Annotated in this window: 9 protein-coding genes; 1 reads left to right on the top strand and 8 read right to left on the bottom strand. The window is 45.5% G+C overall.

Features of this window, described 5'->3' with window-relative positions:
• The first annotated feature begins 15 nt into the window (after nt 1-15).
• Entirely contained in the window at nt 16-1,116 is a 1,101-nt protein-coding gene (locus AC23N5_RS14475; RefSeq protein ID WP_487756140.1) for a redoxin domain-containing protein, read from the top strand.
• A gap of 121 nt (nt 1,117-1,237) precedes the next feature.
• On the opposite strand, the gene AC23N5_RS14470 is transcribed toward AC23N5_RS14475, so the two are convergent.
• The 8 genes from AC23N5_RS14470 to AC23N5_RS14435 all read right to left on the bottom strand — a co-directional run bounded on the left by AC23N5_RS14470 (nt 1,238) and on the right by AC23N5_RS14435 (nt 14,639).
• Nucleotides 1,238-3,934, bottom strand: a complete 2,697-nt coding sequence (locus tag AC23N5_RS14470) for a c-type cytochrome (protein ID WP_487756139.1) — start codon at nt 3,932-3,934, stop codon at nt 1,238-1,240.
• Between the two features lie 180 nt (nt 3,935-4,114).
• Nucleotides 4,115-5,626 (bottom strand): RagB/SusD family nutrient uptake outer membrane protein, encoded by a 1,512-nt coding sequence (locus AC23N5_RS14465; RefSeq protein WP_487756138.1) that lies wholly within the window; start codon nt 5,624-5,626, stop codon nt 4,115-4,117.
• Between the two features lie 31 nt (nt 5,627-5,657).
• On the bottom strand, nt 5,658-8,756 hold the full coding sequence (locus tag AC23N5_RS14460) for a SusC/RagA family TonB-linked outer membrane protein (protein ID WP_487756137.1): 3,099 nt from the start codon (nt 8,754-8,756) through the stop codon (nt 5,658-5,660).
• A gap of 284 nt (nt 8,757-9,040) precedes the next feature.
• Entirely contained in the window at nt 9,041-9,979 is a 939-nt protein-coding gene (locus AC23N5_RS14455; protein WP_487756136.1) for a sugar ABC transporter substrate-binding protein, read from the bottom strand.
• A 155-nt stretch (nt 9,980-10,134) separates the two neighbouring features.
• Nucleotides 10,135-11,079, bottom strand: coding sequence for an ABC transporter permease (locus AC23N5_RS14450; protein WP_487756135.1), 945 nt, complete (start codon nt 11,077-11,079; stop codon nt 10,135-10,137).
• Between the two features lie 12 nt (nt 11,080-11,091).
• Complete coding sequence (locus AC23N5_RS14445; protein WP_487756134.1) at nt 11,092-12,588, bottom strand: sugar ABC transporter ATP-binding protein; 1,497 nt, start codon at nt 12,586-12,588, stop codon at nt 11,092-11,094.
• Nucleotides 12,589-12,694: 106 nt separating this feature from the next.
• Nucleotides 12,695-13,150: a hypothetical protein gene (locus AC23N5_RS14440; protein ID WP_487756133.1), complete on the bottom strand. Its 456-nt coding sequence runs from the start codon at nt 13,148-13,150 to the stop codon at nt 12,695-12,697.
• 700 nt (nt 13,151-13,850) lie between these two features.
• On the bottom strand, nt 13,851-14,639 hold the full coding sequence (locus tag AC23N5_RS14435; protein ID WP_487756132.1) for a PhzF family phenazine biosynthesis protein: 789 nt from the start codon (nt 14,637-14,639) through the stop codon (nt 13,851-13,853).
• Nucleotides 14,640-14,753: the final 114 nt, after the last annotated feature.

Here is a 14,753-nt window from a genome sequence, read left to right as displayed (position 1 = left end):
TTAAAAAAACGCACTATGATGAAACCTTTTCTATTTGCCGTACTTTTCTTAGCTCCCATCTTCCTTTGGGCTCAAAACAACTATCGAATCGAAGGAGAATTAAAGAATGTTGCCCCCAAAGCCAAAATTTATGTAGTTTACGGAATAGGGTCTGTTGGGCATACGGATTCCGCGCAGATTTATAATGGGAAATTTGTTGTTACTGGAACTATAAATCGACCCTACTACGGATGGATTTCGACTGGGAAAGCTTCGATTAGGCTTTATATAGAACCAGGCACTATTACGGTGGCTAGTGCTGACTCCATTGAAAACGCAGTTGTAGTTTCACCCATGAATATTGACCATCAACGACTTAAAATGGCATTTAAATCCACCGAAGACCAGTTGAAACAAATAGATAAAGAATATCAATCAGCTACCTCCGAACAAAAAGCACAGCAAGCGTTTACTAAGGCGTTTGTGAAACAGCAGGATTTGCTCTACGATAAAATGTGGCAGATTAAAGCTCAGTTTATCAAGGAAAATACCACTTCGATGCTTAGCCTGTGCCTTTTGGAAGAATATTCAAATTTTACTTATAGCGATATTACTGAATTAGAACCGATGTACATTGCCTTGTCAGAGGAAATAAAAGGCAGTAAACTAGGAAAGGATTACGCAAAATTATTAACCCTTATTAAAACGGTTTCGGTAGGAGCAATGGCTCCTGATTTTACTCAGCCAGATACTTCGGGGAAATCGGTGACTTTAAGCAGTTTTCGAGGAAAATATGTATTGGTTGATTTTTGGGCAAGTTGGTGTGGACCTTGTCGAGCGGAAAATCCAAACCTTGTTAAAAATTATCATCAATACAAAGACAAAAACTTCACCATTTTAGGGGTATCGTTGGATAGGCCCAATGGGAGAGAAGCTTGGTTGAATGCAATACACAAAGATCGTCTTGAATGGACGCATGTTTCGGAGTTAAAAGTATGGCAATCAGACATAGCCAAACAATACAATATTCAGGTTATTCCTCAAAATTTCTTGATTAATCCTGAGGGAAAAATCATTGCAAAAAACTTACAAGGAGAGACCTTGAATAAAGAACTCGCTAAAATTTTCAGTAAATAATTTCATCTGCGACTTTAAATCTGCGCCAATCTGCGGGTAAAACTTTAAACAAACTTCGCTAACACTTAAAAAAAAAGGGAGGCCGCGTGGCCTCCCTTTTTGATATGGAAAGTTGTCAGTGTTACTTGTCACCTGACTTTTGAGTGAAAACTGCATTTTTCTCGTTTCCACCTGCCATCAAGTACGCCATCAAGTCTTTCAATTCCTCTTCGTTCAAGCTATTGATCAAGTTTCCAAACATGATAGAAACTGGAGAATATTTGTGCGAAGCGACGTTTTTCTTGAGCAACTTCATTGTTTTCTCAGGCTCATACGGGTTTTGAGACACGTAATACGCGTTGGCGTCTTCGTTGGTCAAACGACCAACAATAGACTCGCCATTTTTGAGCGTAAAGTGCGTAGCCGCGTATTGGTCTGAGATGCTCTTACTTGGGTCAATGATGGCCTCTAACATGTCTTTGGTAGAGAAACGCGTACCCAACTGAGTCAAATCAGGTCCGATACTTCCACCTTCTCCGCGCATACTGTGGCAACGGTTACAAGTGATGGCTTCGTACATGTTTTTACCGTTTTCAAAGTTACGGCCTGTCAATTTACCCTCTACTGCCGCTACAGAATTGTCCAATTTCCACTGGCGACCTGGGCCTTTTGGATAAGTTACTTTTGCAATGTCATTTCCATTCTTGCTCAATAACTCACCACCCGAGAGCTTGTCGTAATACGCCGTCTTGCCTTCTGGTACGTTTTTCAACGCTAGTTTACGCGCACGGTCGATAAAACCAACGTAGCTACGTCCACCTTTAAAGCTAAATGCTTTGTAGAACCACTTGAAATAACGCTCGTGGAGCTCAGGAGTCCATCCTTTTTTCGCTAAACTAAGCATGGTGGCATAGTACGTCTGCTGTGCAGGAGGCATACTTTTCAACATGTCAGCAATGTCCAAACCGTATTGGGGGTTACGCATGATTAACTCAGCCGATGCGGTTGCCGTTTCACCACCTGCGGTAAGGTTCGTAGGTTGTTCTTTGGCTTCCAACAAGGCCAATGTTTTAGGGATTACACCTGGAGCTTCTAAGTAAATCAGAATTTTGCTTAATTGACGGTTTAGGTCAGAGCTGTTAGCATTAGCGGGGAAAGATGGATTCAACGCTGCGGCAATTTTTGTGCCTGTAGCAGCATCGGGAGCTCCTGTGCGCAAGAACACCAACTCGTAGGCACGCAATAAATCAATTTGTTGAGGCTCAGTCAACGACTTGAAGTTGATACTCAACAATGAGTTAAGCATTGCTCCTTTTAACTCAGTTTTGTTCTGACGAGCAAGCGCGATGATGGCGTTGATGGACGTAATTGGGTCTTTTTCGCTCACAGCCTTGTCTTGCCATTCAGCTACTGGCTGATGCTCAACGGCCAAACGTGCCGCATAACGAATGAAACGATCTGGGTGTTTCAAATAAGGCCAAGCCGTTGCCACTGCTTTTGCGTTTGGCTCGCCGTGGAATTTCTCCAAACTACGGCGAAGCTCGTTTTCTTTTGTAATAGCCGTTGGGGCAGGAGAGGCTGTACTTTCTGTGCCTGTGTAATAGACACGATACACATCCGACTCAAGACGACGACCACCAGTCATAAAGTACAAAGCACCGTCTGGACCAACAACACCATCCGTAAGCGGAAGCGGAATACCCGAAATAAATTCTTCGTGTTCGCCAGTGTAAGTAGAGCCAGATGGTTTGAGGTGAATGGCGTGCATAATCCCAAAGCTCCAGTCGAAGGCCAACAAAGTTTTCTTGTATTTGGCAGGGAATTTGGCATCTCTCAAGTAAACAAGGTTCGTTGGTGATCCCTGACCGATGTTCATGAGTGCAGGCATGTTGTCAGGCCAAGTAGCCGACCACTTGCTGTTACCAGTTCTCCAACCAAATTCAGTAGCGCTAGTAGCGTGGCAAATACGGGTTGGGCGGTACCAAGGTAAACCAAAATCCCATTCCATATCGGCATCATACACAAACAAATCACCTACTTCGTTGAAGGCCATGTCAAAGGCGTTACGATAACCTGCACTAATCAACTCCCAATTTTTACCTTCGGGGTCAACGTTGGCAATCCAGCCACCTGGCGCCATACGGTCGTTGGCGTGGCCGCGCGGGTCTTTGATAAGCGGGAAAAGGTTATCTTCTTGCCAAGTAGCAGGCAAACGATACGCATCCATTTTAGGAACGTCGGTATGGTTCCCGGAAATGACATAAAGCGATTGCTTGTCGGGTGATAAGATAATACTGTGAGGGCCGTGTTCGCCATCGCCAGCCAGTTCTTTTAGCAAGGTAAGCTTGTCGTATTGGTCATCATTGTCAGTATCTTGCAAACGGTACAAACCACTTTTACGTGGAAATGTTTTGTTGTTTTTACTGTTGTTAATCATCACATACAAGCTATTGAACGCATACAATAGCCCGTTTGCATACCCCATTCCGACTGTATCAATTGCGGCGCTTTTCCCAATTTTTAGCGGCTCTACTTTGGGTGCTCCTGTGCTGCCAATCGGCGGTAACTCAAGACGATAGAGGGTACCGTATTGGTCAGAAGCAATCATACGGCCTTTGTTGTCAAAAGTCATGGCAACCCAAGAACCTTGTTTGTTCTCGGAGGGGCTGTACAAATGCTCTGCTTTGAAACCAGGCTGAAGACGAAGCTTCTCTACCTTCGGGTTGTCGCGGCCGTTGACAGCGGGCTCCGTTTTGTTGAGGATTGTAAAAGACGCCGCTAGTGTAAACAGGGCGGAAGCCACTAGAAATGCGCGGATAGAGCGGTGTTTAGTGAACATAGGAATAGAAATATGGATACAAATTTAAGTTCAACGTTCTAATGGGTGGAATCGTAATAGTACTGTAAAAGAGAGTTTCCTATCTTATTTTACCTTAGTCTTTGAAAAATAGGCTACGTAGCCCTCCATGAATCAAAAAAACTTCGAGCCGACTGCGGCAATCGGCTCGAAGGAAAACAACTAGAAATTAGGACTCAAATCGGCTTCTGCAGCTGGAAGTCCGTAATAGGGGGTGATGATGGTAAACGCATCGGCTGGTACGAAACCTTCCGCAGGGAAATAGTAACGTGCTTTATTTGCCTTCACGCGGTCGCCGTAGGCTTTAATGACAGTTTCCAAACGACCTGTACGAACCAAATCGTGCAAACGCTTCGACTCAAATGCCAACTCCACACGGCGCTCTTGATAAACGGCATCGCGGAGGGCTGCTTGGGTTGTAGCAGTGGTGTTGGCCAAGCCAGCACGTGTACGAACTTGGTTGAGGAATGGAGTTGCATCAGCAAGTTTATTTTGCTCAATCAACGCTTCTGCCAAGAACAATAACACTTCAGAATAGCGATAAATTGGCCAGTTCATGCCGTGGTTGTTGTGCAAAGCGTGAGGTTTCGCGTATTTTTTAATGTACGGGAAAGTCTTATCTGCATGTAATGCTCCGCTCAACGTAATCATCCCGATGGTAGCCTCTTTACGCTTATCGCCTGCTTCGTAAGCTTCAATCAAATCAGGGGTTGGAATATTATTGCCTTCTCCTGATAATGGTTGCGCATTGCTAGTACCTGTAATGGTAACAAGTTCGTTAGCGGCGATTGGGTAAGGAACCATGTTATACAAAAAGTTGCCATTAAGCCCAGCCGAACCTTCCAAATACTGTACTTCAAAAACTGATTCTTTGGTGTTTTTGTTACCTGTACTGGTTGAGAAAGCATCAGCATAATTTGGCATCAAGCTGTATTCATTGCTCGAAACAATGGCACGAAGTTGGGTTTCAGCATCTGTCCACTTTTTCTGAATCATATAGACGTTTGCCAACAACGCACGAGCCGAACCTGACGTAGCGCGGCCTGCTTCCTGCGCTGATTTGGCAGGAAGTAAAGCAATAGCGTCTGTGGCATCTTTGATGATTTGAGCATACAACTGATCTCCCGTAGCAAGTGCAGCAGCAGCTTCCGAACGGTTGCCTACTGGAGTAAGTTGAAGGGGAGCACGGTTGAAATAACGCGCCAAATCCAAATACCCCAAAGCTCTTAGAAACAGGGCTTGTCCTTTTACGTTTTTCTTTGTGGCATCTGGGATGGTAGAGGCATCAATCAAGGCCAATACCTGATTCGCCCGCGCAATCATCAAAAAGTTTTGACGATAGGCTGTCAGTACGTTGCTGTTGGTAGTAATACCATTAGCCGTCGGTACGTTAAAGTCTGCCAAGTTCGACTGGTTTTCGGTAGCTCCAAAGAGTACGTTACGTACATACCGAGCATTGTCAGAGTGTTGCTCTGTGAGTAAGTGTGAGTTGATATTGTGGAGCGAACGCAGCGGAACGTAAGCTGCATTGACAGCTTGAATAAAGTCAGACTCTGTCTTGAAAAAAGTGGCCGAACTAAGGGCGGTTTCAGGCGTTACGGTAAGAAATTCGTCGGTGTTGCAACTAAAAGCACCCAAGCTTAACGCAATAGAAAATATGATGGATTTTTTCATGTCATTCAGTGATTTTGGTTAAACCGTTGGTTTAGAAGTTAAAGTTGATACCAATGGTTGATGTACGTGGAACAGGGTAGTTGAACAAGTCAACACCTGGGCTAAGGTTACCACCGTCGCCGCCACCATCTTGCTGTGCACTGGTTTCAGGGTTAGATCCACCCCAGTACTTCGTAAACACTACTGCTTGTTGGATAGAAGCATAGATACGTGCCGAACGGAACACTTTGTTTGGCTTGTTGATGGTGTAACCAACCGTGATGTTTTTGATGGTAAAGAAAGACGCATCAGCCACAAAACGGCTATTTTGCCAGTCACGCTCGATACCCGTCACGGTACCACCACCTACAGTTGTTCCGTAGAATCCTTTGCCAGGATTGGCTTCTGAGCGCCAACGGTATTTCACTTCTTTGTGTAGGTTGAATACCCCATCAAGGTTAGCAGTACTGTACAAGTGACGAACCCATAGTTGGTTGCCTTGTGAACCTGAACCCACTACACTGAAATCAAAGTTACCATACGTTAAATTAGTGGTAAGGCCGTAGGTAAATGTTGGGAATGGGTTACCCAAAATTGTGCGGTCGTCTTTGTCACCACCGTTAGTAATTACACCGTCACCGTTGATGTCAACAAGTTTGATAGTTCCTACAAAAGAACGTCCAGGAACGATAGGTGAGTTTTTGAGGTCTTCAGCATTCTGATATACCCCGTTCGCTTGGTGTCCGTAGAATTGTCCAAAAGGATAACCAACGCGAGTGATGTGGTGCAAACCATACACACGGTCAATACCATCAGCCAAGGCAAGTACTTTGTTACGGTTGAACGAAATGTTACCATTTACGTTCCACTTGAGCTTGCTTGTGCTAAGAATACGCGTGTTAAGCGAGATTTCATGGCCCCAAAACTTAATCTCACCAATGTTGTCATTGAAGTTACCGAAGCCTGATTCCTGTGGAATCTGAACGGCATACAACAAGTTGGTAGTGTTTTTAGTGTAGTAGTCGTAGGTCAATTGGAAGCGGTCATTGAGGAAACCAATGTCAAATCCTAAGTCGATTTGGCGGGTTGTTTCCCATCCAAGATTGGCGTTAGCAAGTGATGTTACCGCTGCACCTGGGGCTACGTTGCTTCCAAAAACTGCGTTTACGGTGTTGTTGATAAGGGCGTACTGTGTATAGTTACCAATGTTGTTGTTACCTGTTACACCGATACTTGCTCTCAACTTAGCAAACGAGATTTTGTCGAAAGTTTTCATGAAATCTTCGTCCGAAACAACCCATCCTGCTGATAATGATGGGAAAGTACCCCAGCGGTTGTTTGAACCAAAACGAGAAGAACCATCGCGACGAATAGAGGCAGTGAAGAGGTATTTGCCTTTGTAGTTATAAGTCAAACGTGAAAGCAATGAAGTCAGTCTCCATTCTTGTACGTTGCTGCTGGTACCACCACGAGCGATGTTGATGGCTCCTTGAATCGTTGGAAGGCGGTCGTCCGAGTAAGTATCTGCTTGAATACGGCTCGACTCACTGCGGAAGCTTTGGTTGGTATAACCTGCCAAAAGTTCAAAGTTATGGTCATTGAATGACTTAGAATAAGTAGCCAAGTTTTCGTTCAACCAGCCAAAGTTATCGGTGGATTGACGAATCGAAACGGCCGTTACAGGTACGGCAGTGTTGATGGCACTCGTTGCAGTAGATGGGTTAAAGAAGAAGAACTTCTGGTTAAGCAATTCTACGTTCATCGACGACTTTAACGTCAAGCCTTTGATGGGGCTATACGAAATGTAAGCGTTAGAAAGTAAGTTGGTTTGTTTTGTTTCATTCTTCAATTCATACGCTGCACGCACCCAGTTTGGATACGCAAAAATGTTACCTGTGCTAGATGGGAAACGGTTGAAAAGGGTCAAGTCCCCTTTTTCGTCATAAATAGGCATGATTGGCCACGTGTGAATGGCATTAAACAAAATACCAGTACCACGGTCACCATCCGTACGAGGCGTATTGTCGAAAACGTACTGTGGTGCAATATTCATCCCAATCGTTACTTTATCCGAAACCTTGTACTCGCTGTTCAAACGGAGTGAATAACGCTGATATTTGGTGTTTAATACCACCCCTTCTTGGTTAAATACCCCAGCAACAAGCGACGTGCTTACTTTGTCTTTGTTTGACGTTAGGGTCAAATTGTAGCTTTGTACTGGCGCACGGCGGAGGAGGGCATCATACCAGTCGTTGTTTTTACCTTCGTATTGAGAAGGATTTTGGAATTCAACTGGCACTGGAAGGTTTGAGTCTTCGTAGTGTTCTTTCTTAAACTGTGCAAACTCAACGGCATCCATCATCGCAAAACGACCTTTTTTAGGCACTACCTGCGTTCCAGTAAATACGTTGAAACTTACGTTAGTTTGTCCGCTTTTACCTCTTTTTGTGGTGATAAGTACTACCCCGTTGGCAGCCCGTGAACCGTACAATGAAGTCGAAGCCGCATCTTTCAAAATCGAAATGTCTTCAATTTCGTCAGGGTTTAGTGCGCCAATATTACCCGTGATAGGAAAACCATCCACGACATAAAGAGGGTCGCTTCCCCCAGAAACTGAAAGCTGCCCACGAATACGAATGTTCATCCCAACGCCAGGCTTACCCGTTGTTTGGTTGATTTGAACCCCTGCAACTTGTCCTTGAAGTTTTTGGCCAATTTGAGATACAGGTAAATCTTTAATCTCTTTTGAAGAAATGGTCTGAACCGCCCCCGTTACTTCTTTCTTTGTTTGGCTACCATAACCTACGACCACAACTTCATTCAAAATTTTGTCATTCGTTTCGAGTATCACATTAATGGTTGTTTGTGAACCTACTGCGACTTCTTTGGTAAGATACCCGATGTAGCTAAATACAAGGGTTGAACCGTTGGGTACGTCAAGTTTGTAGTTTCCGTCGGCATCTGAGTTGGTACCACGGGTGGTGCCCTTGATGGCGACGTTTACTCCAACAAGACTTTCTCCGTCCTTGGCAGAGACTTTTCCCTTGATGGCGTTTTGGGCAAATGAGCTGGTAGCTACAAGTAATAGTAAGGCAATAATGCCTACACACAAGTTGCCTCTACCCTGAAGTAGGATAAACTTTTTTTGCATGGTGTAAAAAATTAAGTGTTTATAAATAAATAGAATGGTATCAGGACTTTAAATAATTCTACAAATCCCTGACATTATACAAATATGCTTTGTAGGGCTGAGAGAACTATCCTATGCAATCCTGTATCATTGGTATAAAAAAAGGGGATAAACCGATTTTGCATGGTTTATCCCCTTTTGGGGTTTTGTTAAATCTTTATTTGTCAGTTAGTTACTTGATTTTGACCATTGGTGTTGATTGAAAAAATGTAATTTTGTTTGTAAAAAATATTTCTTTTACAACACTATTTTAGGAACGTTTCTACGTTTTCCTTGGTCACGAGCTGAAAGGGAATTAAGGTTTGTTTTTCAAATTTTTCCCCTTTTACAATTTTAACGGCCGTTTCGAGGGCATTGGCACCTTGCTGTTGGGCGTTTTGGAATACAGTTGCGTTGAGTGTCCCTTTTTTGACGGCTTGTAGCGCGTCTGGAATGGCATCAATACTGACCACAATGACTTTGTCTTTCATACCAGCAGCCGTCAGGGCATTCACGGTGCCCATGCCCATTTCATCGTTTTGGGCAAAAACGGCGTTGACATTTGCACCGTAGGACTGAATCCAGTTTTCCATGAGCGACATGGCCTTGGCGCGGTCCCACTCGGCCGTTTGGTGGGCAAGTAGTTTCAAATTAGGGTTCTTTTGAAGGATTTCGCGCGCGCCTTGTTCCCGTTTGATTTGGGCGGCTTGTCCCATGTAGCCGTGCATCATCAGAATGTTGCCTTTTCCGCCGAGTTTTTCTGCAATATAATTCATCGCAATCCGCGCCGATTCTACGTCGTCTGAGCCCACAAAGGCCGTGGGGGCGGCACTGGTTTCCGAATTGACATTAACAATGGGGATTTTAGCGGCCAATGCCTTGGTCACTGCGGGCGAACTGGCTTCTACTTCGCAGGGGTTCATGATAATGGCATCGACTTTCTGCGCGATGAAGCTTTCGACTTGCTCTACTTGCTTCAAGGCGGAGCGCTCGGCATCGACAACAATGAGTTCAACGCCCATTTCTTGGGCTTTTTTCTCAATTTCATCGCTTACTTTCACGATAAACTCATTTTGCATACTGAGCATCGTGACCCCAATCTTCATTTTTTTGTCACCGTTGGCTTCTTTGTTGTCGCTGCTACCTTGCCCGCAACCTACCAATAATAAAGCGCAAAGCGCCGAACCAATTAATGTACGTTTCATTCGTGTTCTGTAATGTTTATAAATAATGTCAGTGAATAATAATAACCACAAAGTACTCAAAGAATGGCACAAAGTTCACAAAGGTTCTGCGTGTGCATTGTGGGCTAGAAGCCTAATAATAAATATCACGAACGGGACGTTCGCGCTATCGGAAACTATTTCTTCTGATTCCAACTATCAAGTACAACCGCTCCAATAATAATCGCCCCCATGACCACTTGTTGGTAATACGACGTGACGTTGAGGAGGTCGAGGCCGTTGCTGATGACGCCAATCAAGAGTGCGCCAATGAGCGTGCCAGTCATCGTACCCGTTCCGCCCGAGGTACTGGTGCCACCAATAATGGCCGCTGCGATGGCATCGAGTTCAAAACCTGCCCCTGCGTTGGGCTGTCCTGTGGTGATGCGGGCCGTTAGAAGAATTCCTGCCAAACCTGCCAAGCCGCCACACAAAGTATAAACGGCCATTTTGACTTTATTGACCCGAATTCCTGAGGCTGTTGCTGCTTGTTCGTTTCCTCCAACGGCGTAAATATACCGCCCCAACACCGTTTTTTTGAGAAGAAGTGTACAAAGGATAAAAAAGACGACCAAAATGAGAATGGGAAAGGGTATTCCTAAAAGGCTACCGCCGCCAATGAAATTGAACGAATCGGAAAGGTTAGAAATGGGACGGCCTTTGCTCAAAATCAAGGCCAAACCGCGCCCAATGGTCATCATTCCCAGCGTCACAATGAAGGGGGGGACTTTGCTTTTGGTAATAACCAACCCATTGAGCGCACCCATCGCGACGCCCGAAAGCACCCCAACACCGATGGGTACAATGACGGGGTAGGTATCAGGATGCGCCAGTGAAGCTGCCACGACGCCCGTCACGGCGACCATCGAGCCCAACGAAAGGTCGATGCCACCCGTAATAATGACAAACGTGACCCCAAAGGCTAAAAGCGCATTGATAGATACTTGGGTGATGATGATGGTCCAGTTGGAGACGGTCATAAACTGTGGATTGATGACGGCCAATCCCAAGCAAATCACCACAAAAGCCCCAAATATGCCGTATTGGCCAAGGTTTTTTGAACGAGTTAAAAGTGTATTCATTTTTTTTGTTTCCTATTGCATTGCAAATTTCATAATCATGTCCTGCGTGGCTTCGGTAGTGGAGAGCAGGGCGGTTTGTTTACCTTTCGACAGCACCAGAATTCGGTGGCTAAGTCCAAGAATCTCGGGTAATTCCGACGAAATCATCACGACGGCGATACCTTGCACCGTTAGGTCGTTGATAAGTTTATAAATTTCAAACTTCGCCCCAATGTCGATGCCTCGCGTAGGTTCGTCCAGAATCACTACGTCGGGAGCAGCCTGAAGTACCTTGGCGATGACCACTTTTTGTTGGTTTCCACCGCTGAGATGGCTTACTTTTTGAGCCGCGCCCGTGGCTTTGATACGCAAGTTTTGCATCATGCGCGCGGCAACGGTTGCTTCGCTGTCGGTCATTACCCAGCCTGCTTTGGCGTGTTGCGGGAGGCTCGAAAGCGTAATATTATCCTGAATGGTCATGGCAGGAATAAAGCCCAGCCCTTTGCGGTCTTCGCTGACATAACCAATGCCCAAGGCAATGGCTTCGGCGGGAGACTGGACGCGAACGGTTTGTCCGTTGAGTTGAATTTCGCCACTATCATAACGGTCTAGTCCAAAAATAGCCCGTGCCACTTCCGTCCGACCCGCGCCCATCAGGCCTGCCAAACCCAAAACTTCGCCTTTGCGTACCTCAAACGTGATGTCAGAAAATACCCCTTGACGTGTGAGTTGTTTGACCGAGAGCACTACGTCGCCCTTGGAAGGAACGATTTCGGGAAAAAGATTGGTGATTTCGCGCCCCACCATCATCGAAATCAAGGTAGGTTGGTCGAGGTCGGAAGCGGGTTTTGTTCCGATGTATTGCCCATCGCGCAAGACAGTAATGGTGTCCGAAATCTGAAAAATCTCGTCCATTTTGTGCGAAATATACAGGATTCCGACGCCTTGTTGTTTTAAGTCTTTGATGATTTTGAACAAGGTGGCCACTTCTTTGTCCGAAATGGCCGAAGTAGGCTCGTCCATGATGATGACCTTGGCGTTGTTGGAAATGGCCTTAGCGATTTCGACCATTTGCATTTCGGCTACGCTCAGGTGTTTGAGTAGGGTAGTGGGGGCAATGTCCACGCCCATTTGTTGTAAAATGGCTTCGGCTTGGGCGTTGGTGTGGGTGTCGTCGAGCCAAAAAGGGAGCCAATTGGTTTTTTCGCGACCCAAAAAAATGTTTTGAGCAACGGTCAACTCGGGCACGATGAGCATTTCTTGGTGAATCATCGAAATACCGCGTTTGAGCGTTTCGTTGACGTCGGCATTTTTTAGGATGTCACCTTCAAGCCAAATTTCCCCCGAATCGGGAGAGAGTAGCCCCATCAAAATCTTCATGAAGGTGGATTTCCCCGCTCCATTTTCGCCCATGACGGCATGGACTTCGCCCTTTTTAAGGTCGAGCTGGACTTGGTCGAGGGCCTTCACGCCCACAAACGACTTAGAAAGGTTGCGTACTTGCAGTAATTGGTCAGGTTGGCGGGTCATTAGGAGGAAAGCCCTTTGGTGGAAAACAGTGTACTAAGTCAAAAAAGGGCTTTCCTTACTCGTTTTTGAGGTGAAAAGTGGGGAGTTGTTGGCAAAAATGAAGGTTTTACGGATGCTCAAACAAGAGCCGATAGACGAAACCGCCGTCGCTGAATTGGAGTTGAAGCATGTGTTCAGATAGCTCGGTGACTTTGTATTCGTACAAACCCAAGCCTGAATCGCCCGTTTTGATGTTGATTTTGAGGGTACTGCCATCCTCGCTCAATGACCATATACCTGTATGAATGACTTGTGCGTCGTTGGGGGCGCATTTGGTCGCGCCAGCGTTATACTCGTATTGTTTTTTAGCCGTAAAAACGTACATGTCGTCTCTGAGGCAATTGGGCATGGCCGAAAGCCTATCTTCGTAGCGACTACCTAGTTGGACGGTGTAAGCCGTAACGTACCACGGTTTGTCACTCAAAAAACGCTCTTTGGGGGGTAAGCTGGGTTCTTTGGTGCACGAAACCAAGGAAGCAACGAAAAGAATGCCAAAAGCGAGGGATTTGAAAGGCGTGTTCATGGGAGTTGTGTTGTTTTTTGTTCAAAACAACGACACGCTCTTTTCCCTTTCAAGCCTCAATAGACGAACAGCAATTTTCTTCGACAGACAACGATTTTCGCCCCACTTTGTTAGGGAGGTGTAGGTAGTTTGAGACTTTGGGCATCGCTTTTTTGGAGCTACGCTAACATGACTATTGTTTTTAGGTCGTGGGATTTTGTGTAGCATTGTTAGCTTCAATAATCCATCAAAATAAAATTGGAGAAATGAAAAAGGTCGCGAAATACCAACAGTTGGGGGTATTTGGGTCGTTTGCCAGAGGAGAGGAAGCCTTTACTGGTCATGTTGGAATCTGTTGAAAAGATTTTATTGTATGCTAAAGGTTTCCAAACCAGGTTGAACGCATTAAAATGTAGAATGGCTATTGATTGCTCCAGAGGAGCTACATCTTAGTAGAAAAATGAATGAAATCCCCCCAATCCCTATCTGGACGGCCGACGTTCGGTGAAAGATATCACCCCGATGGGGCTTTTGGATGTCCTTTACCTCTTTTTTCTACTAAGATTTAGCCTCGCTGAGGCTACTTTTTTTAATGCGTTCAACCTGTTTCCAAACGCGACTGAGTCTTTTGATAAAAGTGATTGTAAGGTGGCACAAGAAAGTGTTTTTTACAGGCATATTGATTTTGAGCGGCTTGTGTAAATTAGGGTCATTCTATTCACTATTCGACCCAGAAACTTCCGACCGAATAGGTCTTGGCTTGGCCGCTAATGAGGACGCGCTCTCCTTGGTCTTCGCAGTATAATTTTCCCAAACGCTCAGACACTTGTTGGGCGTAGAGCGACGTTTTTGACAATCTTTTTGCCCAAAAAGGAATCAACGAACAGTGCGCAGAACCCGTCACGGGGTCTTCTAAAATGGAGGCTTGGGGGGTAAAAAAACGAGAGACAAAGTCGCAAGTATCGCCTACGGCAGTGACGATGACGCCGCCTGGGTCGAGGTTGATTTGGTCAAAGAACTGCCTGTCGATGGTGATGCTTCTGATTTGGGCTTCATTTTCGTACACCAATACGTAGTCTCTGGCTTTGTAAATTTCTTGGGGTTGGAGATTCAACGCTGCCGAAATTACCGATGGCAAAGTGGCGGCTACGGGCATTCGGGAAGGGAAGTCCAGTTGGTATAATTCCTGCTGCACCGACACGCGTAAATCGCCGCTCAGGGTTTCAAAAATAAGGGTGTCTTTGGGGTAGTTCAGACTAGTTTTTAGACAATGCGCCGTAGCCAAGGTAGCGTGGCCACACAAATCCATTTCAATTTCGGGCGTAAACCAACGCAACTGAATTTTGTCGCCTTTGTCCACAAAAAAAGCGGTTTCGGCCACGGCATTTTCTTTCGCAATTTTCAGTAAAAGTTCGTCGGGCAGCCACGTTTCAAGCGGCACTACGCAGGCGGGGTTTCCTCCAAAAAGAGTATCGGTAAAAGCATCAACTTGATAAAGAGGGAGTTGCATGGAGGCGTTTGCTTTTTTCAAAATTTATGATGTACAACTCATGTTGAAACGTACAATTCAGAGGTAGAAGCCTTTTGATAGGCGTCATGGCTCGGGCTGTCCCGTCGCAGATGC

This window comes from Runella sp. R5_40, from assembly GCF_057652295.1.
Note: the sequence above shows the minus strand (reverse complement) of the source record. Positions and strands in the feature narration are given on the sequence as shown.